The sequence below is a fragment of the Nocardioides sp. HDW12B genome (assembly GCF_011299595.1).
Classification (GTDB): domain Bacteria; phylum Actinomycetota; class Actinomycetes; order Propionibacteriales; family Nocardioidaceae; genus Marmoricola_A.
On sequence record NZ_CP049867.1, the window covers coordinates 4034630 to 4057099 of the forward strand.

A 22470-nucleotide genomic window follows, 5' to 3' on the forward strand; every position below is an offset into this window, starting at 1 on the left:
CCGACCGGCCTGCCCGTCGCTGCCCGTCCCTGCTCGCCCGTGGTCGTCTCGCGTGGACCGTGGTTGGCTGGGGAGATGGACGACGCGACCCTGCTGGCCGAGGTCGACCGCCTCGTCGCCTTCGCCCGCGCTGCGCGTCGCCCCGAGGGGTTCGGGTGGCTCGACGAGCAGGGCGCCCTCACCGACAAGCCCGTCGAGCTGTGGATCACCTGCCGCATGACCCACGTCTTCGCGCTCCAGGCGCTCCGGGGCGACGACGCCTCCGCGCCGTTGGCCCGGCACGGGGTGGAGGCGCTCGCCGGGCCCCTGCACGACGCGGAGCACGGTGGCTGGTTCGCCGCGGTCGACGCCGACGGTCCCGTCGGTGCGGCGGGGAGCGAGAAGCAGGCCTACGGTCACGCCTTCGTGGTGCTGGCCGCGGCGAGCGCCGCCGCCGCCGGTACGCCGGGCGCGGAGCGTCTGCTGGGCGACGCCCTCGACGTGCTGGACCGTCGCTTCTGGGACGACGAGCACGGCATGGCCGTCGACGGGTGGGACCGGGAGTGGCGCACCCTCGACCCCTACCGCGGCGTCAACGCCAACATGCACCTGGTCGAGGCGCTCCTCGCCGCCCACGACGTCACTGGCGACGGCCTGCTGCTCACGCGTGCGCTGCGGGTGACGACGCGCGTCGTCCACGACCTGGGCGTGCCGCGCGGCTTCCGGCTGCCCGAGCACTTCACCGCCGCGTGGGAGCCGGATCCCGACTACAACCGCGACGACCCCGCCCACCCCTTCCGCCCGTACGGCGTCACCGTGGGGCACCTGCTCGAGTGGTCGCGCCTGACGCTGCTGCTGGGCCGGGCCCTCGAGGAGGCCGGCCACGAGGTCCCGGGCTGGCTGACGCCGGACGCCCGCGGCCTCTTCGACCGGGCCGTGGGCGACGGCTGGACCGGCGGCGAGCACCCCGGGTTCTGCTACACCACCGACTTCGAGGGTCGCCCGGTCGTCACGCACCGCATGCACTGGGTGGTGGCGGAGGCGGTCGCCGCCGCGACGGTCCTCTACCAGACCACCGGCGACCCGGCGTACGCCGCCTGGCGCGACGCCTGGCTGGACCTCGCGCTGACGCGTTTCGCCGACCACGACGGCGGCTCCTGGTGGCACGAGGTCGACGAGCGCAACCACCCCTCACGGGAGGTCTGGGTCGGCAAGCCCGACGTCTACCACGCCTTCCAGGCGTTGCTGACGCCGCTGCTGCCGCCGGTGTCGTCGTACGTCGGCGGGGTGCGCCGCGCCCGTCGGCAGCGTCAGGAGCAGTAGGACCACACCGCGGGCGACCCGGCCCGGACCACGGGCTGGGTGGCGTCGCCCCGGGTCGTCAGCGTCCACCGGTTGCCACCGGTGAAGGAGACCTGCGCGGCCCTGGTGAGTGCGGGGGCCGAGCCGAGGCGGTACTTCGCCGCGGTGAGGCCGGGCGTGGTGCTGCCGACCGTCGCGCGCCACCGCTGCCAGTCCGCGGCGCTGGTCGTCACGGTGACCTCGGCGCAGTAGCGCAGGTTCGCGCCGTTGCCGGTCTCGCTGGTCACCCGGACCGACACCGCGGCGTCGACGAGCGCGGCCGAGGTGGACCACGGGGCGCAGTAGGTCCACTGCACGGGGCTGCCGGCGCTGACGACGTCGTTGCTGCCGTCGCCGGTGACCGCCCAGGTCCCGGACGCCGCGGAGAACGAGCTGGTCCGTGCGCCCTGCACCGTCGAGGGCGCGGCGTCGAGGCGGTAGGCGGGGTTGCTGCTGATCCGCGCCGGTGTGAGGGTCGCCCGCCAGCGCACTGGGCCGGTCGAGCCGGTCGAGACCGTGACGCGGGCGCAGTAGGAGGCGCTGTCCGAGCTGGTGACCACGACGTCGACGTCGGCCTCGGCGGTCACCGGCGCGGCCGGCCGCGTCAGGGTGCGGGACGCGTGGAGCTCGGTGCTGCGCAGGCTTCCGAGGGTCGAGGCCGAGGCGACGCCCAGGCCGACGGCCAGCAGGCCGACGCACAGCAGCCCCACGACAGCGGGCCGGGCCCGCGGTGCGTGGGGTCGGGCGACGTCGCCCCGGTCCTCGGGCTCCTTCCGCTCGGTCGGCACGTCCGGCTCCTCGGGGTCGTCGGGGCCGTCGGGGCCGTCGGGGTCGTCGGGGTCGTCGGGGTCGGTCGGGTCGCGCCGGCCGTCGGTGACCACCGCGAGCGTGACCAGCACCCCGCAGAGCAGCGCGAGTGCCAGCGGCGAGAGGAGGATCGTCATCCACCGACCGCCTTGCGGCACGGCCGCGAACACCTCGCCCACCACGTCGTCGGTGGTGGGGGTCCAGAGGTCGGCCTCGTCGTTGTTGTCGCCGAGCATGGTGAAGCGCCCGTCGCGGTCGACGGCCTGGACCCGGTGGACCACGTGCAGGCCCTCGCCGGGCTCGCCCTCGGGGACGCGGTAGACCACCACGTCACCGGGCTCGACGCTCGCGCCCCGCCAGGTCAGGACGAGGTCGCCGGTCCAGTAGGTCGGCTCCATCGAGTGGCCGGAGACGACCGTCGTCCCGACGTGGCCGCCGTACTGCGGGGGGAGCGTCAGCCACAGCAGCGCGGCCAGCGCTCCCCAGCCCAGCAGCCGCGCGACGTGCCCGAGGGGATGACGCCGGACACCACGGCAGGCCGGGAGATGGGCCTGCCGCGGTGCCGGGATCGTGGGCATGACGGGGGTACGACGTCGGGTCGCGCGCTGCTGGGCGGTCCGGGGGACCGGGGGTCAGCCGGCGATGACGACGGCGACGCCCTCGACGGCCTCGGCCGAGACCGGCGCGGTGAGCGTCAGGGTCTGGGTGGCCCCGGAGTTGGCGCCGGCCTTCTCGGCGAGCGAGACGTCGCTGCCGTCGAAGAGGGTGACGGTGACGTCCTGGCCGGCGCAGGTGGCGGCGATGCCGCTCAGCTTCACGGCGGTCACGCGGTAGGAGCCGGCGGAGTAGGCCGTGGTGTAGTCGACGCCGACCCCGTCGGTGTCGCAGGAGGCGACGACGCTCGCGCTGGTGCCGAGGTCGGTGGTGTCGACCCCGCCCAGGCTGCTGGCGGAGGCGGTGACGGCGCCGAAGGCGGCGATGCCGGCGGTGATGCCGAGAGCGAGCTTCTTGTTCATGACAGGTCCCTTGTACGTGTGCAGTCGGTGCGACTGGTGAATGGATGCGGTGGTGCGATTTCGGAAGCATCCGGCCGGTCGACCGTGTGCCCCCACCCACTGACGACTATTCGCTGGAGGGGTGTCCGGTATGCCTGCTGAATATGCATATGGGGCGGTCCGGCCCGGATGTCGGGACTTTTGTCCCGTAACCCGCGATCCTGGGTTTAGCCCAGGGGTCGGCTGGTCACATGGCTGGATGAGACCGGCGTCACGTATTCGCCGGAACCGGTTGACGCACTCAGGGAACACTTGTTCACTGAGTTGAGCCCGGGCACTACTGCCCGGTAACGAAGAGGAGATCAGGTTGGCCGCGAGCACGCTCAGCTGGGACCGCGTCCGAGGGATCGGCTCGCGTCTGACGACGCCGCTGCACCCTGACGACTACCTGGTGCTGGTCAACCCGCTGTGGACCTCGCGCGAGCTGCGCGGCCGTGTGGAGAAGGTGCTGCGCGAGACCGACGACGCGGCGACGCTGGTGATCCGTCCGGGCTGGGGGTGGCGCTACGACCACAAGCCCGGGCAGTACGTCGGCATCGGCATCCAGGTCGACGGCAAGTTCCAGTGGCGCTCCTACTCGGTGAGCTCGCCCCCGAAGCGGTCGGGTCGCACCATCGCGATCACCGTGCGCGCCATGCCCGAGGGCCTGCTCTCCTCGCACCTCGTCAACGGTCTCGAGCCCGGGACGATCGTGCGCCTCGCGCTTCCGGAGGGCGACTTCGTCATGCCGGACCCGCCCCCGGAGAAGGTGCTCTTCCTGGTCGGCGGCAGCGGCGTCACCCCGGTGATGTCGATGATCCGCACGCTCGACCGGCGCGGGACGATGCCCGACGTCGTCATGCACTACTCCTCCACGACGCCGGAGCGGATGATCTTCCGCGAGGAGCTGGAGAAGCTCGCCGAGAAGCACCCCAAGTTCACGCTGCACCAGCTCCACACCGACACCGACGGCATGCTCGAGATGAAGCAGCTCGACGAGCTGGTGCCGGACTGGAAGGAGCGCGGCACCTGGGCGTGCGGGCCCGCGCCGATGCTCGACGCCATCTCCGAGCACTGGAAGGAGCACGACCTCGAGGACGAGCTGCACCTCGAGCGCTTCTCGCTCGCGCTGGGCGACAGCGACGCGGAGGGCGGGACGATCACGTTCCAGAACTCCAGCAAGACCAACGAGGTGGACGGCGCCACGACGCTGCTCGAGGCCGGTGAGGAGGCCGGGATCGGCATGCCCTACGGCTGCCGCATGGGCATCTGCCACACGTGCACGCTCACCATGGTCAAGGGAGCGGTGAAGGACCTGCGCAACGGCGAGGAGTTCACCCAGCCCAACGAGCAGATCCAGACCTGCGTCACCGCCGCGATGGGCGACGTCACGCTCGACATCTGACGACCCGACCACCACGGACACCCGTCCGGCCCCGCACGACCCGCACGACCGACCGGCACGATCTCGACACCACACCCCAGGAGCGCCATGGCCATCTCGGACGTCAAGGAATACACCCACCTCACCGAGGACGAGGTCGAGCAGATCGGTCGCGAGCTCGACCAGATCCGGGCCGACATCGAGGAGTCGCGCGGTGACGCCGACGCGGCGTACATCAACCGCATGATCAAGGTCCAGCGCGGCCTGGCCGCCGCCGGCCGCGTCACGTTGTTGTTCTCGAACAAGAAGCCGGCGTGGATCGCTGGCGCCTCCATGCTCGGGATCGCCAAGATCCTCGAGAACATGGAGATCGGCCACAACGTCATGCACGGCCAGTGGGACTGGATGAACGACCCGGAGATCCACTCCAGCAACTGGGAGTGGGACACCGCGCAGCCGGCCGAGCAGTGGAAGCACAGCCACAACTACGTGCACCACCAGTTCACCAACGTCCTCGGCTACGACAACGACATCGGCTACGGCGTGCTGCGCATGGCGCGCGAGCAGAAGTGGCACCCGGTCAACCTCGGTCAGCCGGTCTACAACGCCATGCTCGCCTCGCTGTTCCAGTGGGGCGTCGCGCTGCACGACCTCGACGTCGAGCGGATCCGCAAGATGGAGAAGGATCCGAAGGAGATGAAGCGGCAGCTCAAGCAGATCGCGAAGAAGGTCCGCCGCCAGGTCGCCAAGGACTACGTCGTCTACCCGGCCCTGAGCGGCCCGAACTGGCAGACCACGCTCAGCGCCAACATGACGGCCAACCTGATGCGCAACCTGTGGTCCTACATGATCATCTTCTGCGGCCACTTCCCCGACGGCGCGGTGCACTTCACCGAGGACGAGATCGAGGACGAGACCCGCGCGGAGTGGTACCTGCGCCAGCTGCTCGGCTCGGCCAACTTCACCGGCGGACCGCTGCTGCACATCATGTCGGGCAACCTCGGCTACCAGATCGAGCACCACCTCTTCCCCGACCTCCCCAGCAACCGCTACATGGAGATCTCGAAGAAGATCCAGGCGCTGTGCCAGAAGTACGACCTGCCCTACACCACGGGCCCGCTGCACTCGCAGTACGGTCAGACGCTGCGCACGATCATGAAGCTGTCGCTGCCCAACAAGATGACGGCCAGCGACGACCCGGAGATGCCGGCGCGCGCCGGGGCCGTGGGCGAGACCTACACCTACGACCGTCGTCGCAAGTCCGACGCCGAGCGTCAGCCGCGGCGTACCGAGCTGGGCGCCTGGTCGCGCGGCTCGGCCGACGCCCAGGCCTGAGAGGAGCACCGTGGACCCCGCACCCCGCGCCTACGACGAGCTGCCGAAGGACCCCACCACGGGTCTGACCGTGCCGTTCGCCTGCGGCACCGCCGACGCCTTCGGCGCCCCGCACGGGAGCGCTCCCTCGGGGGCGGCCCTCGACAAGCGTCGGGTGACCCAGTGCGCCCTCAGCCGGGTGTGCGGAGTCTGCGGAGCCGGGCTGGGGCGTCCCATCGCCTTCCTGGGGACCGGTCGGGAGGTGGGGCGCAACGCCTTCCACTTCCCGCCCGGCCACCTGGAGTGCGCCTCGCGCCTGCTCGAGGAGTACGTCGCTGCCGGCGCCTCCCTGCTCGGTGACGCGGCGGAGGAGTGGCAGATCGTGCTGACCTCGGGCTTCGAGTACCTCCGCCCGGCCAAGGAGCAGGAGGACCGGCGCCCGGTCTTCTGCCCCAACTCGGTCATCAGCCACCACCCGGTGGGCTGAGCCGACCGACACCTGACTCTCGACGAGGTCCGGACCTCCCCGGACGCCTGCTCGGACCCGGTCCCTCGTCGAGCCCCGACGTCCGGGGTGGACGGGGGCGGGTGCCGCATGACCCCCGGTCCTGCGGCACCTCCTCGTGCTGCGTGCGCGGGGTGACCAACGACTCATCGGGCCGATTTGAAGTGCGGTCTGGCCCCCGAGGACACTCGGGAGAGCCATGGTTGACCGCGACGCCTTCAAGACCCTCGACGTGGCGCTCCGGGTGGGCGAGCTGCTGCTCGCCAACGGCGCCGGAGCCGCCGACGTGACCGCCACGATGCTGGCGGTGACACGCGCCTGCGGTCTTCACGGCGTGAGCGTGGACGTGACGTTCACCGAGCTCACGCTCAACCACCAGCCCCACCACGACGACCCCGGTCTGGTCCAGAAGCGCAGTGTGCGGCACCGCGAGATCGACTACGAGGACCTCACGCTCGTCGACCACATCGTGCGGGCGCTGCTGGCCGGCCAGATCGACCGCGACGACGCCCGCGCGCGGCTGGCGCGGCTGAACGCGCACGGTCACCGTCGTCCCGCCTGGGCCGTCACGCTCGGCTGGGGCGTCATGGGCGCCGGCACCGCGGCCCTCCTCGGGGGCGGCCCGCTCGTCGGCGTGCTCGCGTTCGTCGCCGCCATGGGCATCGACCGCATCCAGCGCGCGATGTCGGCGCAGGAGCTGCCGTCGTTCTACCAGCAGGTCGCCGGAGGCCTGCTGGCCAGCCTGCTGGCGGTGGTGGCGGTCGCCGTCGGTCTGCCGGTGACGCCGGCGGAGGTCATCACCACCGGCATCATCATGCTGCTCTCGGGGCTGGGCCTGGTCGGCGCCGCCCAGGACGCGCTCACCGGCTTCCCGGTGACGGCCAACGCCCGCATCCTGGAGGCCACGCTCGCGACCGTCGGCATCATCGCCGGGGTCAGCGGCGGGCTGACGGTGGGATCGGTCCTCGGCGTGGACCTCGGCTCGCTGCGTCCGGCAGGCCCCGACCTCTCCGACCTCCCCGTCGTCGTCCTCGGGGCGGCGGTCTCGGCCGCGGCGTTCGCCTTCGCGGCGTACTCGCCCCTGCGCGCGCTCCTGCCCATCGCCCTCGTCGGCGCCCTCGGCCAGACGGTCGCGGCCCTCATGAGCGCCGCCGAGTTCGGCGCGACGTGGGCCGCCGCCACCGCCGCGGTGCTGATCGGTGCCGTGTCCTACTCCGCAGCCGGGCGGATCCGGGTGCCGCCGCTCGTCGTCGTCGTGTCCGCGGTGGTCCCGCTGCTGCCCGGCCTGTCCATCTACGCCGGCCTGTTCAACCTCGCCGACGGCCGCGGCGGCACGCTGCAGATCGTCACCGCCGTCGCCACCGCGCTGGCCCTGGCCTCGGGCGTGATCCTGGGCCAGTACCTCGCGCAGCCGCTGCGCCGCGGCGGTCGGCGCCTCGAGTCGCGGCTCTCCGGGCCCCGTCTGGTCGGTCCCCTCCGGGTCCGTCCCGCGGCCTCACGGCGGGTCGGCCACAATGTGAGGCATGACCACCACTCCTCCTGACGACCAGGCCGGCGCGACCACCGCGCCCGCCCGTCCCGCCCCGCTCGACCTCGACGCCCCCGTGGAGTGGCACGCGCAGGGCGACTACGAGGACATCCGCTACGAGACGACGCCCGACGGCATCGCGAAGATCACGATCGCCCGCCCCGAGGTGCACAACGCGTTCCGGCCGCAGACCCTCATCGAGGTCTCGCACGCCCTCACCGCGGCCCGCGAGGACGAGTCGGTCGGGGTCATCGTGCTCACCGGGGCCGGTGACAAGGCGTTCTGCTCGGGCGGGGACCAGCGGGTGCGCGGCGACAGCGGCTACCAGACCCACGACGGGGCCACGGGCCGCTTCCACGTCACCGACCTGCACGTCCAGATGCGCCGCTGCCCCAAGCCGATCGTGGCCATGGTCGCCGGCTGGGCCATCGGCGGCGGGCACGTGCTGCACCTCGTCTGCGACCTGACGATCGCCGCCGACAACGCCCGGTTCGGCCAGGTGGGCCCCAAGGTCGGCTCCTTCGACGGCGGCTTCGGCGCCAGCATCCTCGCCGACCTCGTCGGTCCGAAGAAGGCCAAGGAGATCTGGTTCCTCTGCCGGCAGTACGACGCCGGCGAGGCGCAGGCCATGGGGCTGGTCAACACCGTCGTGCCGCTGGCCGACCTCGAGGTCGAGACGGTGCGCTGGTGCCGCGAGATGCTGCGGCAGTCGCCGTTCGCGCTGCGGCTGCTCAAGGCCAGCTTCCACGCCCACGAGGACGGCTACGCCGGCATCCAGCAGCTGGCGCACGACGCCAACCTGCTGTTCTACGGCTCCGAGGAGGCGCAGGAGGGGCGCGAGGCGTTCAAGTCCCGCCGCCGTCCGGAGTTCGAGCGTTTCCCGCGGCGCGCCTGAGGCGGCGCATCCGTCGATTCGGCGCGACGGTCCGCTGGGTCTGACATGCTGACGTCCGGGTCACCCGACCCGGGCGGACGCGCCGTGCTTGCGGAGGATTGATGCCGACCACGACCCACGACGGCCCGGACCGGGTCGCTGAGGAGGTGCGCTGGGCCGAACGCTCACGCCTCCCGGCCACCGTCCTCGCCTCCGTGGGCGCCGCCGTGTCGTTCCTGGCCCTCTTCGAGCTGGCCGTGGGCTCGACCGTCCTCGTCGACCTCGGACCCTCCTGGGCCCCCACGACCGCGCTGACCGCCCTGCTCGGGCTCACCACCTCCGCCGGTCTGCTCCTGTGGCGGGGTGGGGACGGCGCGGACCGTCCCTGGCCGGCTGCCGCGTTCGCGCTCACGGGGGTGCTCGTGCTGGTCGCGCTGGGGGAGCGCGTCGCCGGCCACGCCGTGCTCGGCGACCTCCTCGCGGTCGAGGCCGGCGACCGGGCGACGGTCGACGAACAGACCTCGCTCGTGGTCGTCGTGTCCTTCGGGCTGCTGGCCCTCGGCGGGCTCGCCCTCACGCGGAGGTGGACGGTCCCGGCCCAGGTGGCGGCGTTCCTCGCCCTCACCATCGGCCTGGCCAGCGCCGCGGCCTACGCCTTCGGCGCGGAGCCGGTCGAGGGGTCGGACGCCCCGGCGATGATGACCGTGGTGGCGACGGTCCTGGTCGTCGCCCTGGCCCAGTCGCTGCTCTACGCCATCCCGGGCAGCCTCGCCCAGTGGTCGACGTACGGCCGGGACAGCGGAGCGCGGCTCCAGCGCTCGGTGCCGATCATCGCGCTCGTCGTCGTCCCGCTGATCGGGGCGGCGATGCTCGCCGGTCTCCGGAGCGGCTGGCTCGACCCCGGGGCGGCCACGGCGCTGGTCGTCACCACCGGCCTCGGTCTCGCGCTGGTCCTCTCCGCCTGGGTCGGCCTGCAGTTCCGCGCCGTCGAGGAGGAGCGTGCCGCCCTCCTGCGCGAGAACCAGCGCGTCAACGCCGAGCTCGAGGACCGCGTCCGGCTGCGGTCGCACGAGGTCAACCGGCAGCGCACCAAGCTGGCGCTGCTCGAGGAGCGCGACCGGATCGCGCGGGACCTCCACGACCGGGTCATCCAGCGCATCTTCGCCGCCGGACTGCAGATCGGCGCCCTCTCGCGCACCGTGGCCAAGGTCGCGGAGGGGGCGGACGCCTCCCGGCTGCCGGGGCAGCTCGACGTCATCGCCGGCGAGCTCGACCTCGCCATCCGCGAGCTGCGCAACTCGATCTTCCAGCTCACCAGCATCGACGACCACCAGGACCTCGAGCAGGTCGTGCACGACATCGCCACCCGCTCCTCGCGCATCCTCGGCTTCATGCCGCGCATCAGCGTGGCCGGCGAGCTGGGGGGCGTGCGCTCGGACCTCGCTGCCGACCTCGCCTCCGCGATCCAGGAGGGTCTGTCCAACGTGGCGCGGCACGCCCGGGCGAGTGCCGCGCAGGTGTCGCTCGAGGGCACGCCGCAGGAGTTCGTCGTGCGCATCACCGACGACGGGGTCGGCCTGCCCGACCCGCTCCCGCGCAGCAGCGGCATCAGCAACCTCATGAACCGCGCCCGCGGGCTCGGCGGCAGCGCCACCTGGGAGCCGAACCCCACGGGCGGCACGGTCTTCACCTGGCGGGTCTCCCGCGACGGCACGGCCGGGGAGTTCTACGGCAACGACGTCGCGGTCGGCTCCGACGGACCCTGAGCGCCGCCGCGAGCACACGTGACGCCTCGGTGCGACGTACGCGACGCCTCGGCAGGTCAGGGGGTGGTGGCGAGGGCGTCGAGGACGCGGCGGGCCAGGTCGGGGTCGCCGCTGACGGCGACGGTGAGGTCGGCGGCGTCGCGCCGCCCCGAGCTGCGCACGACGAAGGTCTCGGTGTCCATCTCGAGCGTCGCCGTCGGCGCCTCGGGTACGTCGCACCGCACCCCGCGCCCGTCCGGACCGACGACCGCCGCGACGTCGAGGGGCTGCTCGCCGGTGACCACCAGCCGCACCGACCGGCCCGGCTCCGCCCCCACCTTCTTGCCGAGCACGAACGGCAGCGCCCGCGCGAGGACGTCGACGACGTGGGCCGCCGCCGGGCTGTCGAGCCCGCCGGGTCGCCCCACCGCCCGGCGCACGTCCTGCTCGTGCACCCAGACGTCGAGCGGACGGTTCGACAGCAGCGTGCGCCACGACCACCCGATGAGACCGGCGAAGCCGGGACCGGGCGCCGACGCGTCGGTCGGCGGGTCGGCCCGCAGCCCCGCGAGCCGGGTGGCGACGCTGCTCTCGAGCTCGTCCACCACGGCGTCGGTGGTCCAGCCCGCTCGCGCCACCACGCCGGCCTCGGTGAACTGACCCATCAGCCCGCGCACGTGCGCGGCCTCCGGGACCTCGACCTGCTGCTGCGGGTTGCCGGCGAGCTCGGACTCCAGGTGCGCCAGGTGCGACGCGACGGCCCGGACGTCCCAGCCCGGCAGGTCCGTGGGCCGGTCCCAGTCGTCGGGGCCGAGCGAGCGCAGCAGCGCGACGACGTCGGCGGTGGCCCGCTCCCACACGTCGACCAGGTGACCCAGCACGGCGCGGTCGTCGACGGCGGGCGCAGCGGCTGCCTCGGGCGCCGTCGGCGCATCGGGCGAGCCGGCCGAGCCGGCTGAGCCGGCCGAGCCGGGCGAGCCGGGCGAGCCGGGCGTGGAGGACGAGTCGGGCGTGGAGGGCGTGGACGGGGTGTCGGGCATGGCCGGAGCCTAGTGACCGGGCGTCACCGGTGGGCGCCGCGCTAGGGTGCGGCGTGCCCGGTCCCCGCTCGTTCTCCGACCTGGGGACGCCGGCCGAGGTGGTCGCGGTGCTGCGCGAGGCCGGCATCGAGACGCCCACCCCGGTGCAGTCGGCCGTGCTCCCCGACGCGTTGGCCGGTCACGACGTGCTGGCCCGTGCCCGCACGGGGTCGGGCAAGACCATCGCCTTCGCGATCCCGGTCGTCAGCCGCCTGGCGGGACGCCGCAGCCGGATGCACCGCCCCCGCGCGCTGGTGGTGGTGCCGACCCGCGAGCTCGCCGTGCAGGTGGAGGGTGCGCTCCGGCCGATCGCGCGCGCGCACCGGCTGCGGCTGGCCACGATCTACGGCGGCACCCGCTACGACGCCCAGGTGGCGGCGCTGCGGCGCGCGAGCGACATCGTCGTCGGCACCCCCGGCCGGCTGCAGGACCTGATCGACCAGCGGGTCCTGCGCACCGACGACCTCGAGGTCACGGTGCTCGACGAGGCCGACCAGCTGTGCGACCTGGGCTTCCACGACGCCGTCGACCGGCTGCTGGCGGCCACCCCGTCGACCGCCCAGCGGCTGCTGCTGTCCGCCACCCTCGACGGGGACGTCGACCGGCTGGTGCGCGCCCACCTGCGCGACCCGCGCCGCCACGACGTGGACACCGGTGCGTCCGTGGAGACGATGAGCCACCACGTCGTCGTGGCCGCCACCCTCGGCGCGAAGCTCGAGGCGGCGTACGAGCTGGTCGGGGCCGAGCCCCGCGTCGTCGTCTTCGCCCGCACCCGGCGTGGGGCCACCGACCTGCGGACCTCGTTCGAGCGCCGCGGGCTGACGGCCGTCGACCTGCACGGCGACCTCCCCCAGCACGTCCGGGAGCGCAACCTGGCCCGCTTCCGGGAGGGGCGCGCCCGCGTGGTCGTGGCGACCGACGTCGCCGCCCGCGGCATCCACGTCGACCGGATCGGGCTCGTCGTCCACTTCGACCCCCCGATCGACGCCAAGGCCTACCTCCACCGCTCCGGGCGTACGGCGCGCGCAGGCGAGTCCGGCGCGGTCGTCACGCTGGTGCTGCCCCGCCAGCTGGCCGGCGTCGTGGCCCTCCAGGACGAGGTCGCGGTGTCCGCGCTCTTCCACGACTGGACCACCACGCCGCGGCCCCCGACCGTCGAGGCCCTGGCGGCCTCCGGCGCCCCCACCCCGCCGGTCGTGCGCCCGCGCTCGCGCGGAGGGCGCCGACGCAGCGCTGCCGCCCGCGCGCGCGGGTCCGCGACAGGGCCCAGGAGCGGGAACGGCGAAGGGGCGGGACCGCCGTAGCGGTCCCGCCCCTCGCGGGAGCTGCTGCCGGCCGGAGCCGGCGTCAGTCGATCAGAAAGCGGACTCCGGCAGGTCCATCAGCGACAGGTCGGTCGCCTCGGCGATGGCCCGCTCGGCGGTGAGCAGCGGCAGCACGTTGCGCGCGAAGAACTGCGCCGCGGCCACCTTGCCCTCGTAGAAGTCCTTGTCCTTGGCGCTGACCTCGCCGCCCAGCTTCTCCAGCGCGACCTCGGCCTGACGCAGCAGCAGCCACGAGCAGACGATGTCACCGAGGGACATGAGCAGACGGCTGGTGTTGAGGCCGACCTTGTAGACGTTGCGGACGTCGCCGCCCTCGGCGCTCTCGTCGGCCGACATCAGCTGGCCGATCATCGCGGCGACGATGGCGTTGCCGTCCTCCAGCGCCGTCGACAGCAGGCCGCGCTCGACCTTGAGGCGGCCGTTGCCCGCCTCGCTGCCGGCGAAGGACTCGATCTCGCCCGCGAGGTGGCCCAGCGCCTTGGCCTGGTCCTTGACGATCTTGCGGAAGAAGAAGTCCATGCCCTGGATCGCGGTGGTGCCCTCGTAGAGGGTGTCGATCTTGGCGTCGCGGACGTACTGCTCGATCGGGTAGTCGGCCAGGAAGCCCGAGCCGCCGAAGGTCTGCAGGGACTCGGTGCCCAGCAGGGTCCAGGAGCGCTCGGAGCCGTAGCCCTTGACGATCGGCAGCAGCAGGTCGTTGACGCGCTCGGCGAGCTCGTCGCGCTCACCGTTGTGCTCGGCGATCATCACCCGGTCCTGCCAGGAGGCGGTGTAGAGCACCAGGGCGCGCAGCGCCTCGGCGTACGACTTCTGCGTCATCAGCGAGCGGCGTACGTCGGGGTGGTGGGTGATCGTGACGCGCGGCGCGGTCTTGTCCGAGGCCTTGGTGAGGTCGGGGCCCTGCTGGCGCGTCTTGGCGAACTCCAGCGCGTTGAGGTAGCCGGTCGACAGCGTCGCGATGGCCTTGGAGCCGACCATCATGCGGGCGTTCTCGATGACCTGGAACATCTGGGCGATGCCGTCGTGGACCTCGCCGAGCAGCCAGCCGCGGGCGGGCTCCTTCTCGCCGAAGGTGACCTCGCAGGTGTTGGAGACCTTGATGCCCATCTTCTTCTCGACGCCGGTGACATAGGCACCGTTGCGCTCGCCGGTCAGCTCGCCGGTCTCGTGGTCGAAGTGGAACTTCGGGACGACGAAGAGCGACAGGCCCTTCGTGCCGGGGCCGCCGACGCCCTCGACGCCGACCGGGCGGGCCAGCACGAGGTGGATGATGTTCTCGCTCATCTGGTGCTCGGCGGAGGTGATGAACCGCTTGACGCCCTCGATGTTCCACGAGCCGTCCTCGTTGGCGGTGGCTTTGGTGCGGCCCGCGCCGACGTCGGAGCCGGCGTCGGGCTCGGTGAGCACCATGGTGCAGCCCCACTGGCGGTCGACCATGATCTGGGCGATGCCCTTGTCGCGGTCGTTGCCGTTGCGGTGCACGATCGAGGCGAAGCTCGGCCCGGCGGCGTACATCCACACGGCGGGGTTGGAGCCCAGCACCATCTCGCCGACCGCCCAGTTCAGGGTCGCGGGGGCGGGCTGGCCGCCCATCTCGGCGGGGATCGACAGCCGCCAGAACTCCGAGTCCATCCATGCCTGGTAGGACTTCGCGAACGACTCGGGGACGTCGACCTCACCGGTGGCGGGGTCGAAGACCGGAGGGTTGCGGTCGGCGTCCTCGAAGGAGGCCGCGAGCTCCTCGCGGGACATGCGGTCGACCTCGGCGAGGATCGACTTGGCCGTGTCGACGTCGACGTCCTCGAACGGGCCGGAGCCCAGGACGTCCTGACGCCCGAGCACCTCGAAGAGGTTGAACTCGATGTCACGCATGTTGCTCTTGTAGTGGCTCACTGCTGCACCCTGTCGTGTCCGGGGGCCGTACCGAGGTCGGCCCGTCACCTGAGGAGACGGTTGCTACTCGTCAGTAACTTCATGATAGGCCGCAAGGCCCGGTCCGGACAAGGACTCGACGAGGAACCACGGGTGAGTCTCGGGTCACGCGGCCGGTGCCCGACCCCGCCGGCTGCCCGGTCGCGAGAGCCGTTGCAGGGTTGGAAAAACAGCGAAACCCCCACGCCAGGGCGTTGGGGGTTCGCGAGGGAGTGCGGGTCGAGCTCCGGTCGCGACGGACGCGGACCGGGTCGACCGTCAACTCACTTGAAGACGTCCTTGACCTTCTCGCCGGCCTGCTTGGCACTGCCCTTGGTCTGGTCCTTCTGGCCCTCGGCGCGCATCTCGTCGTCGCCGGTGGCCTTGCCGGCGGCCTCCTTCAGCTTGCCGCCGGTCTCCTCGACCTTGTTCTTGATCTTGTCGCTGGCGCTCATGGCGTTTCCTTCCCTCGGGTGCAGGTGACGACGAGTTCCTACCCGTCGGTACGCCGTTCATGCCCTGCGTGTCGCACGTCTCAGTCTTTGACTTTGCTAAGTCAGTCAATCCACTATGGTTACTACGTTGCTTGACTTTGAGTAGTAGAGGACTCATGACATGCGGAACTTGATCGTGCTCGGAATCGTGGGCCTGGTGGCCCAGCTGATCGACGGCTCTCTCGGCATGGCCTACGGCGTCACGTCGTCGACCCTGCTGCTCGCGACCGGAATCGCCCCGGCCACCGCGAGCGCTGCCGTCCACTTCTCGGAGATCGGCACGACGCTCGTGTCGGGCTTCTCCCACCACAAGCTGGGGAACGTCGACTGGCGCACGGTCGGGATCATCGCCATCCCCGGCGGCGTCGGCGCCTTCGCCGGAGCGACCGTGCTCTCGAGCCTGCCGGCCGACCTGGCCAAGCCGTGGGTGGCCGGCATCCTGCTCGTCCTCGGCCTGTACGTCGTCTGGCGGTTCCTGGCCCTGGGCGGTCGCCGTCCGGAGTTCAAGGGGCGGCTGTCGAAGCGCTTCCTGGCCCCGCTGGGGCTCTTCGGCGGTGCGCTCGACGCCATCGGCGGCGGCGGCTGGGGCCCGGTGGGCACCACCTCGCTGCTGTCCTCGGGCCGCCTCGAGCCCCGCAAGGTCGTCGGCTCCATCGACACCTCGGAGTTCGTGGTCGCGGTCGGTGGCTCGATCGGCTTCCTGCTCGCCCTCGGCAGCGCCGGCATCCGCTGGGACATCGCCGCCGCGCTGCTCATCGGTGGCTGCATCGCCGCCCCGTTCGCCGCCTGGCTGGTCAAGCACCTGCCGGCCCGCGTGCTCGGTGTGGCGGCCGGTGGCCTGATCGTGCTGACGAACACCAAGACCATCGTCGAGACCTTCGGGGCCTCCGGCGGGGTCGTCGGGCTCGTCGCCGCGATCGTCGCCGTGCTGTGGATCAGCGGCATCGTGTGGGCGGTCAAGCAGGAGCGGCTGTCGAAGGCCCGGCTCGAGGCCGAGCTCGGCGACCAGCCGGTCGCCGTCTGACGCTCGATCCGACCGTCGGTCTGCGAGACTGCGTGCTGTGCGCGTCTCTGCGAAAACCGACTACGCCCTCCGGGCCCTGATCGAGCTCGCCATCCGTCCGGGTGGCAGCCCGGTCAGTGCCGAGGAGATCGGACGCCTGCAGGAGATCCCCCACGGGTTCCTGCAGGCGATCCTGGCCGACCTGCGCCGTGCCGGCGTGGTGCTCAGCCAGCGCGGCCAGTCCGGCGGCTGGCGGCTCGCCGGCGAGGCCTCGGGGGTCACCGTCGCCGACGTGATCCGGGCCGTGGACGGCCCGCTGGTGAGCGTGCACGGCGAGCGGCCGGAGTCGGTGACCTACAACGAGTCGGCCTCCGCCCTGCAGCACGTCTGGATCGCCGCCCGCAGCAGCCTGCGCGAGGTCTGCGAGGCCGTGAGCATCCAGGACCTCGCGGACGGCCGGCTGCCCTCGCGGGTGGAGGTCCGCACCCACGACGAGGACGCCTGGCAGCCCCACTGACCCGAGCCCTGTGCCCGCCTGCGGCGTACGGAGCGGTCGGTCCGGGCCTGGCCCGGCGAGGTAGAACGCGTTACAGTTTTCGCGTGACCACCTCCGACCGCGGCGCCGTCGTGTGGGACGCCCCCGACCTCGACCACCCGGCCCGGCGAGCCTCGCGACGCTCGTACGACGCCGTCGTGCGCAAGGCCAAGGACGAGTGGCTCGCGCTGTTCGCCGAGGACGCCGAGCTCCAGGACCCGGTGGGTCCCTCGTTCTTCGACCCGGAGGGTCACGGTCACCGGGGGCGCGCCGCGATCAGCGCGTTCTGGGACCTCGCCATCGCGCCGGTCGTGGAGTTCCGCTTCCACATCCGCGACTCCTTCGCCAACGGCGACGCCTGCGCCAACGTCGGCACCTTCACCACGCTCCTCGAGGACGGCAGCCTCGCCGACACCGAGCTCGTGGCGGTCTACCGGCTCGACGCCGCAGGACTCATCGCCTCGATGCACGCGCACTGGGAGGTCGACCGCACGCTGGCGAGCCTCCGCAAGGCCTGACCGTCCGGACCTCTCACCCGGCGGCGTGCTCCACCCAGGTCAGGAACGGGCGGGCCGCGCGCCAGTCCTTGCGGATCGCGTCGAGGAGCGCGGAGGTGTGCACGAACGGCTCGAAGCCGTAGTCGCGGCGCAGCGTGAGGGTCTTGTGGCGCAGCAGGTCGATGCGGGGGTGGTCGGCGTCGAACCCGCGCGGCACCGTCTTGAGGCGCTCGCCGCCCCGGACCCACCCGCGGCGCTCGAGCGCCGCCAGGATCCGTTCGAGGTCCTCACCGGTGCGGTCGTCGGCCACCGCCCGTCGCAGCGCGGCCAGCCGCTCGCTCTCGGGGTGGTAGTAGCCGGCGCCGACGAAGACGCCCGGGGCGCCGACCTGGACGTAGAGCCCGGTCGAGGGTCCCGTCTCGACGAAGGCTCCCTGGTGGTCCTTGTACGGCGTCTTGTCCTTGGCGAACCGCACGTCGCGGTAGGGCCTGAACACCTTGGCCTGGCCGAACTCGGGGGCCAGCGCGGCGGTGAGGGCGAGCATGGGGTCGCGGACCGACTCCTCCCAGACGTGCTTGTGGGCGGCCCAGAACGACTTGGTGTTGTCGAGCTCGAGGTCGTCGTAGAAGTCCAGCGCCGCGACGGGGAAGCCCGCGAACGCGGGGACCTCGGCGCTCACGTCCATGCCTCCACGACGCGCACGCGCTCGGCGCCCGGCGCCGTCATGTCGGGCAGGTGGGCGGCGTGGTCGGCGGGGCGGTGCAGCGTCGCCGACGAGAAGCCGGCGGCCTGCAGGGCGCTCTCCGCGCCGGGGGCGTCGGGGAAGTGGAAGTGGATGCCTCCGCGGACGGCCAGCCCGAGCCCGGCGGCGAACACCCGGTCCGGGGTGGCGACGTGCTCGTCGAGGTGCAGGTCGGAGAGGTAGAGCCCGCGGGGCAGGTCGCGGGTGGCGGTCGCGATCCGCGACCACAGGCGACGTACGTCGAGGGTGGGGAAGTAGTTGAGCAGCCCCTCGGTGAGGACCGCGACCCCGCGCCGCGCGTCGAGGGAGGTGAAGACGTCGTCGAGCCCGGGGCCGAACACGTCGGCGCCCACGACGCGGTGGTGGTCGCGGTCGACGGCGGCGCGACGCAGGGCCCGGCGCTTGGCCGCGGCCATCGACGGCAGGTCCACCTCGACGTAGTCGACCTCGGGGTGGCGCTCGCGCAGCCGGAGCCCGCGCGGGCTCAGCCCCGCGGCCAGCTCGACGACCTGGCCGACCGCGCCCGAGGCGACGGCGTCCTCGAGCAGCGCGTCGATGACCCGGTGCCGGGCGAGCAGGAAGCCGGTCAGCGTGGGCCCGCCCGCCCAGCGGACGGGGGCGAAGGCCCGCTCGCTCACGGCGTAGGCGACCCGCCCGGGCAGCGCCCCCAGCTCGGGCGCCAGCGCGGGGTGGCCCAGGCCGTGGGCCTGCCAGGTCTGCCCGGTGTAGAGGGCCGTCGGCGAGATCCGTGTCGATCCCCGTCGGATCCAGCTGTGCAGCCTCATGCCCCCAGACTGACACGCCGTGGTGCACCCCCGAGGCGGGGCCGGTGCGGGTCGGGAGGACAGGATGGGCGGCATGAGAGAGCCGACGAGCGGTCAGACGATCGAGTTCCAGGGCCTGACGAAGCGCTTCGGGCGCGTCCAGGCGGTCACGGACCTCACCGTCAGCGTCGTCCCCGGTCGGGTCACCGGCTTCCTCGGTCCGAACGGTGCCGGCAAGACCACCTCGTTGCGCTGCGCGCTGGGGCTGGTCGCACCGAGCGAGGGTCGCGCGCTGATCGGCGGTCGCCCGTACGCCGACCTGCCGCACCCGGCGCACGTGGTCGGCGCGGTGCTGGAGTCGTCGAGCTTCCACCCCGGTCGCTCGGCCCGCAACCACCTGCGCTGGGTGGCGCAGGCCTCCGAGCTGCCGCCCGCCCGCGTCGACGAGGTGCTCGCGGCGACCGGCATGACGACGTACGCCCGGCGACGGGTGGGTGGGTTCTCCCTCGGGATGCGCCAGCGGCTCGGGCTGGCGCAGGCGCTCCTCGGCGACCCGGGGGTGCTGATCCTCGACGAGCCGGCCAACGGCCTGGACCCTGCGGGCATCGCCTGGCTGCGCGGGTTCCTGCGGGCGCTGGCGGCCGAGGGGCGCACCGTCCTGGTCTCCAGCCACGTGCTGGGCGAGGTGCAGCAGACCGTCGACGACATCGTCGTGGTCGCCGCCGGACGGCTCGTCGCCCACGGGCCGCTGTCGGACCTGGAGGCGGCCCAGGGGTCGGTCCTGGTGCGCAGCCCCGAGCGGACCCGGCTGGCGGAGCTGCTCGACGGCAGCGCCTCGACGGTCGAGACCGTGGAGGCTGACGGGCTGCGGCTGCGGGGCCTCTCGCCCGCCGACGTGGGACGCCTGGCCCACGAGCACCACGTCGAGCTGCACGAGCTCGCCCTGCAACCGCCCGACCTCGAACGGCTCTTCCTCGACCTGACGTCCGGGACGGAGGCACGCCCGTGATCGCCCTGCTGCGCTCGGAGCTGACCAAGACGCTGACCACCCGGATGTGGTGGGGGCTCCTCGTCGGCGCGGTGCTGCTCACCGCCCTGCAGGCGGTGGCCACGGCCGCGGTGGCCGGCTCCGCCCCCGGGATGGGGGCGCCCGCCTCGCCGGGTCTGGAGTCCGGCGAGACGCTGCGTCAGGCATTCGCCGGGTCGGCGTTCAACGGCGCCTACCTGTTCGCGCTCGTGATGGGCGTGCTGGCGATCACGGGGGAGTACCGGCACCAGACCGTGACACCGACGTTCCTCGCCACGCCGCGCCGGGCGCGCGTGATCGTCGCCAAGGCGTTGGCGCAGGTCGCCGTCGGAGCGGTCTTCGGGCTCGTCGCGCTGCTCACGGCCCTCGTGGGCGCCGGCACCGTCATCGCCCTCCGCGGTGCGTCGATGGGTCTGGACGACGGCGCCCTGTGGCGCGCGATGGTCCTCGTGGTCCTGGCCGTGTCGCTGTGGACGGTCCTGGGGCTCGGCATCGGGACCCTGCTGCGCAACCAGGTGGCGGCCGTGCTGGGCGCCATCGGTCTCGGGCTCATCATCGAGCCGCTGCTCGGGCTGCTGCTGACCGTGCTCGAGCTCGACGCCGTGGCGAAGTTCCTGCCCAGCGCCGCCTCCAGCGCCGTGCTCGACCCGGGGACGGCCGGGTTCGACCTGCTGCCGTGGTGGGCCGGCGCGCTCGTGATGACCGCCTACGCGGTCGTCTTCGCCGCCCTCGGCGTGCTGCTCAGCGTGCGCCGCGACATCACCTGACCCGGCGACGCGTCTCGCGCCTGCGGGAGTGGCGCCTCGCGCCTGCGGGAGTGGCGTCTCGCGCCCGCGGACGTGGCGTCTCGCGGGGAGGGGTGGAGCGGATGACGGGAATCGAACCCGCATTCTGAGCTTGGGAAGCTCATGTTCTGCCATTGAACTACATCCGCGAGAGGCCCTCGCGAGCCCTCGTCGAGCGGGCTGACCGGTCGCCCGGCACCTGCGCGGGTCAGACAATACCCGACCGTTCGGGGCTCGCTGCGCCGGTCGTCCCGGCGGTGGGCAGCCCGACCTCGGGTGCCTCGGCAGCGCCGGGGTCGCGCACCGGCACGGGGAAGCGCGGCGTCAGCCCGTCGCCGGAGGAGCGGCCGGTGACGCGGCGCTGGATCCACGGTGCGGCGTGCGCCCTGGCCCACGCCCGGTCGGCCTCGCGCCGCGCGGCCCGCTCCACGGGTGGCATCTCCGGCAGCGGCGACCACGCCAGGTCGTGGCGCACGCCGAGAGCGTCGAGGACCGCGACCGCCATCCTCCGGTGCCCGAGCGCGGACATGTGGATGCGGTCGACCGCCCACATCCGGGGGTCGCGGTGGTCGCGCAGCCGCCAGAAGTCGACGAGCGTCGCCCCGAGGTCGTCGGCCACCTCCCGCACCAGCTCGTTGTACGTCGCGACGCGTCCGCGCAGCCGGCCGAACAACGGCGCCCAGCCCAGGTCGAAGCCGGTGAACAGCACCAGCTGCGCCCCGGAGTCGACGACGGGTCGCAACCCCTCGGCGTACGCCGCGACGAGGGTGTCGATGTCGACCGTGGGCCGCATCAGGTCGTTGCCGCCGGCGTAGACGCTGACGAGGTCCGGGCGCAGCTCGAGCGCTGGACCGACCTGCTCGTCGAGCACCGCGCCGAGCTTGCGGCCGCGGATGGCGAGGTTGGCGTAGTCGAAGTCGAGGCCCTGCGCCCCGCGGGCCGCGCCGAGCACCTCCGCCACCCGGTCGGCCCAGCCGCGCACGCCGTGGGGCCGTGACGGGTCGTCGTCGCCGACGCCCTCGGTGAAGGAGTCGCCCAGGGCGACGTAGCGGGACCAGCGGGGTGGGGTGCCGTCGTTCACCCGGACATCATGAGCCATCGACGCCGGACCCCGACGGCGCGTGCCGACCCGATCCCCGGACGCACGGACCGGGGCGCGTCGCCGCGGGTAGGGTGCGCACGTGCTGCTGTCAGACCGAGACATCCGGGCCGAGCTCGCCGCGGGACGCGTCGCCCTCGAGCCGTTCGACGAGGCGATGATCCAGCCGTCGAGCATCGACTTCCGCCTGGACAAGTTCTTCCGGGTCTTCGAGAACCACCGCTACCCCCACATCGACCCGGCCCAGGACCAGTCGGACCTGACTCGGATGGTGGAGGCGGTCGGCGAGGAGCCGTTCATCCTGCACCCCGGCGAGTTCGTCCTCGGCTCGACGTACGAGGTGGTCTCGCTGCCCGACGACATCGCGGCGCGCGTGGAGGGCAAGTCCTCGCTGGGCCGCCTCGGCCTGCTGACCCACGCCACCGCCGGGTTCGTCGACCCGGGCTTCTCCGGCCACGTGACCCTCGAGCTGGCCAACGTCGCGACGCTGCCGATCAAGCTCTACCCGGGCATGAAGATCGGCCAGCTGTGCTTCTTCCGGCTGTCCTCGCCCGCCGAGCACCCCTACGGCTCGGCGAAGTACGGCTCGCGCTACCAGGGGCAGCGCGGTCCGACGCCGTCGCGCTCCTTCCAGAGCTTCCACCGCACGCCCATCGACTGAGCCGCGCCGCGCGGCCGTCCGCCGAGCGGCGGCACGA

General features: G+C 72.8%; 22 protein-coding genes and 1 tRNA gene. 14 read left to right on the top strand and 9 right to left on the bottom strand.

The window, feature by feature from the left end:
• The first annotated feature begins 75 nt into the window (after positions 1–75).
• Positions 76–1302 (top strand): AGE family epimerase/isomerase, encoded by a 1227-nt coding sequence (locus tag G7072_RS18915; RefSeq protein WP_166089143.1) that lies wholly within the window; start codon positions 76–78, stop codon positions 1300–1302.
• On the opposite strand, the gene G7072_RS18920 is transcribed toward G7072_RS18915, so the two are convergent.
• Together G7072_RS18920 and G7072_RS18925 are read right to left on the bottom strand one after the other, a co-directional pair.
• On the bottom strand, positions 1290–2705 hold the full coding sequence (locus G7072_RS18920) for a signal peptidase I (protein WP_166089145.1): 1416 nt from the start codon (positions 2703–2705) through the stop codon (positions 1290–1292). The two genes, G7072_RS18915 and G7072_RS18920, sit on opposite strands and share 13 nt — an antisense overlap.
• A 54-nt stretch (positions 2706–2759) precedes the next feature.
• On the bottom strand, positions 2760–3143 hold the full coding sequence (locus tag G7072_RS18925; RefSeq protein WP_166089147.1) for a hypothetical protein: 384 nt from the start codon (positions 3141–3143) through the stop codon (positions 2760–2762).
• 346 nt (positions 3144–3489) lie between these two features.
• Between G7072_RS18925 and G7072_RS18930 the strand changes: the two genes are divergently transcribed.
• The 6 genes from G7072_RS18930 to G7072_RS18955 all read left to right on the top strand — a co-directional run bounded on the left by G7072_RS18930 (position 3490) and on the right by G7072_RS18955 (position 10532).
• Positions 3490–4566 carry a ferredoxin reductase gene (locus tag G7072_RS18930; RefSeq protein ID WP_206063214.1) on the top strand — a complete coding sequence of 359 codons (1077 nt, stop codon included), beginning with the start codon at positions 3490–3492 and terminating at the stop codon, positions 4564–4566.
• 87 nt (positions 4567–4653) lie between these two features.
• On the top strand, positions 4654–5880 hold the full coding sequence (locus G7072_RS18935; RefSeq protein WP_166089149.1) for an acyl-CoA desaturase: 1227 nt from the start codon (positions 4654–4656) through the stop codon (positions 5878–5880).
• A gap of 10 nt (positions 5881–5890) precedes the next feature.
• Positions 5891–6346, top strand: a complete 456-nt coding sequence (locus G7072_RS18940; protein ID WP_166089151.1) for a hypothetical protein — start codon at positions 5891–5893, stop codon at positions 6344–6346.
• Between the two features lie 217 nt (positions 6347–6563).
• Positions 6564–7907 (top strand): threonine/serine exporter family protein, encoded by a 1344-nt coding sequence (locus tag G7072_RS18945; protein WP_166089153.1) that lies wholly within the window; start codon positions 6564–6566, stop codon positions 7905–7907.
• Positions 7888–8787 carry a 1,4-dihydroxy-2-naphthoyl-CoA synthase gene (gene menB, locus G7072_RS18950; protein WP_166089155.1) on the top strand — a complete coding sequence of 300 codons (900 nt, stop codon included), beginning with the start codon at positions 7888–7890 and terminating at the stop codon, positions 8785–8787. Before G7072_RS18945 ends, menB begins: the two co-directional genes overlap by 20 nt.
• A 101-nt stretch (positions 8788–8888) precedes the next feature.
• Complete coding sequence (locus G7072_RS18955; protein ID WP_166089157.1) at positions 8889–10532, top strand: histidine kinase; 1644 nt, start codon at positions 8889–8891, stop codon at positions 10530–10532.
• A 56-nt stretch (positions 10533–10588) separates the two neighbouring features.
• Here the strand turns inward: G7072_RS18955 and G7072_RS18960 are convergent, their stop codons facing one another.
• The gene (locus G7072_RS18960; RefSeq protein ID WP_206063215.1) at positions 10589–11551 is read right to left on the bottom strand and encodes a maleylpyruvate isomerase family mycothiol-dependent enzyme; all 963 of its coding nucleotides are present in this window, start codon (positions 11549–11551) and stop codon (positions 10589–10591) included.
• A gap of 53 nt (positions 11552–11604) precedes the next feature.
• Between G7072_RS18960 and G7072_RS18965 the strand changes: the two genes are divergently transcribed.
• Complete coding sequence (locus tag G7072_RS18965) at positions 11605–12894, top strand: DEAD/DEAH box helicase (protein WP_206063216.1); 1290 nt, start codon at positions 11605–11607, stop codon at positions 12892–12894.
• 51 nt (positions 12895–12945) lie between these two features.
• Here the strand turns inward: G7072_RS18965 and G7072_RS18970 are convergent, their stop codons facing one another.
• Positions 12946–14808, bottom strand: a complete 1863-nt coding sequence (locus tag G7072_RS18970) for an acyl-CoA dehydrogenase (protein WP_166089158.1) — start codon at positions 14806–14808, stop codon at positions 12946–12948.
• Positions 14809–15110: 302 nt separating this feature from the next.
• A complete protein-coding gene (locus G7072_RS18975; protein ID WP_166089161.1) occupies positions 15111–15281 on the bottom strand; it encodes a CsbD family protein in 171 nt (56 codons plus the stop codon).
• Positions 15282–15441: 160 nt separating this feature from the next.
• On the opposite strand from G7072_RS18975, the gene G7072_RS18980 reads away from it, so the two are divergent.
• From G7072_RS18980 to G7072_RS18990, 3 genes are all read left to right on the top strand, one after another.
• Positions 15442–16344: a sulfite exporter TauE/SafE family protein gene (locus G7072_RS18980; RefSeq protein ID WP_166089163.1), complete on the top strand. Its 903-nt coding sequence runs from the start codon at positions 15442–15444 to the stop codon at positions 16342–16344.
• A 37-nt stretch (positions 16345–16381) separates the two neighbouring features.
• Positions 16382–16840 (top strand): Rrf2 family transcriptional regulator, encoded by a 459-nt coding sequence (locus G7072_RS18985; protein ID WP_166089165.1) that lies wholly within the window; start codon positions 16382–16384, stop codon positions 16838–16840.
• Between the two features lie 83 nt (positions 16841–16923).
• Positions 16924–17376, top strand: coding sequence for a nuclear transport factor 2 family protein (locus G7072_RS18990; protein WP_166089167.1), 453 nt, complete (start codon positions 16924–16926; stop codon positions 17374–17376).
• 13 nt (positions 17377–17389) lie between these two features.
• On the opposite strand, the gene G7072_RS18995 is transcribed toward G7072_RS18990, so the two are convergent.
• Positions 17390–18034: a DUF2461 domain-containing protein gene (locus G7072_RS18995; protein WP_240917056.1), complete on the bottom strand. Its 645-nt coding sequence runs from the start codon at positions 18032–18034 to the stop codon at positions 17390–17392.
• Positions 18031–18882: a class I SAM-dependent methyltransferase gene (locus G7072_RS19000; RefSeq protein WP_166089170.1), complete on the bottom strand. Its 852-nt coding sequence runs from the start codon at positions 18880–18882 to the stop codon at positions 18031–18033. The genes G7072_RS18995 and G7072_RS19000 overlap by 4 nt, the downstream gene beginning before the upstream one ends.
• A 73-nt stretch (positions 18883–18955) precedes the next feature.
• On the opposite strand from G7072_RS19000, the gene G7072_RS19005 reads away from it, so the two are divergent.
• Both G7072_RS19005 and G7072_RS19010 read left to right on the top strand, forming a co-directional pair.
• The gene (locus G7072_RS19005) at positions 18956–19870 is read left to right on the top strand and encodes an ATP-binding cassette domain-containing protein (protein ID WP_206063217.1); all 915 of its coding nucleotides are present in this window, start codon (positions 18956–18958) and stop codon (positions 19868–19870) included.
• The gene (locus tag G7072_RS19010) at positions 19867–20655 is read left to right on the top strand and encodes an ABC transporter permease subunit (protein ID WP_166089174.1); all 789 of its coding nucleotides are present in this window, start codon (positions 19867–19869) and stop codon (positions 20653–20655) included. Before G7072_RS19005 ends, G7072_RS19010 begins: the two co-directional genes overlap by 4 nt.
• Before the next feature lie 93 nt (positions 20656–20748).
• On the opposite strand, the gene G7072_RS19015 is transcribed toward G7072_RS19010, so the two are convergent.
• Positions 20749–20822: transfer RNA gene (locus tag G7072_RS19015), tRNA-Gly, on the bottom strand.
• Positions 20823–20881: 59 nt separating this feature from the next.
• Complete coding sequence (locus G7072_RS19020; RefSeq protein WP_240917057.1) at positions 20882–21754, bottom strand: SGNH/GDSL hydrolase family protein; 873 nt, start codon at positions 21752–21754, stop codon at positions 20882–20884.
• 100 nt (positions 21755–21854) lie between these two features.
• On the opposite strand from G7072_RS19020, the gene dcd reads away from it, so the two are divergent.
• On the top strand, positions 21855–22433 hold the full coding sequence (gene dcd, locus G7072_RS19025; RefSeq protein WP_166089179.1) for a dCTP deaminase: 579 nt from the start codon (positions 21855–21857) through the stop codon (positions 22431–22433).
• The last annotated feature ends 37 nt before the right edge of the window (positions 22434–22470 follow it).

Coding starts and splice junctions, on each gene's coding strand:
- G7072_RS19000 (WP_166089170.1), bottom strand. CDS start 18,882: ATGAGGCTGCACAGCTGGATCCGACGGGGATCGACACGGATCTCGCCG.
- G7072_RS18915 (WP_166089143.1), top strand. CDS start 76: ATGGACGACGCGACCCTGCTGGCCGAGGTCGACCGCCTCGTCGCCTTC.
- G7072_RS18980 (WP_166089163.1), top strand. CDS start 15,442: ATGCGGAACTTGATCGTGCTCGGAATCGTGGGCCTGGTGGCCCAGCTG.
- G7072_RS18925 (WP_166089147.1), bottom strand. CDS start 3,143: ATGAACAAGAAGCTCGCTCTCGGCATCACCGCCGGCATCGCCGCCTTC.
- G7072_RS18945 (WP_166089153.1), top strand. CDS start 6,564: ATGGTTGACCGCGACGCCTTCAAGACCCTCGACGTGGCGCTCCGGGTG.
- G7072_RS18975 (WP_166089161.1), bottom strand. CDS start 15,281: ATGAGCGCCAGCGACAAGATCAAGAACAAGGTCGAGGAGACCGGCGGC.
- G7072_RS19005 (WP_206063217.1), top strand. CDS start 18,956: ATGAGAGAGCCGACGAGCGGTCAGACGATCGAGTTCCAGGGCCTGACG.
- G7072_RS18935 (WP_166089149.1), top strand. CDS start 4,654: ATGGCCATCTCGGACGTCAAGGAATACACCCACCTCACCGAGGACGAG.
- G7072_RS18960 (WP_206063215.1), bottom strand. CDS start 11,551: ATGCCCGACACCCCGTCCACGCCCTCCACGCCCGACTCGTCCTCCACG.
- G7072_RS18955 (WP_166089157.1), top strand. CDS start 8,889: ATGCCGACCACGACCCACGACGGCCCGGACCGGGTCGCTGAGGAGGTG.
- G7072_RS18920 (WP_166089145.1), bottom strand. CDS start 2,705: ATGCCCACGATCCCGGCACCGCGGCAGGCCCATCTCCCGGCCTGCCGT.
- menB (WP_166089155.1), top strand. CDS start 7,888: ATGACCACCACTCCTCCTGACGACCAGGCCGGCGCGACCACCGCGCCC.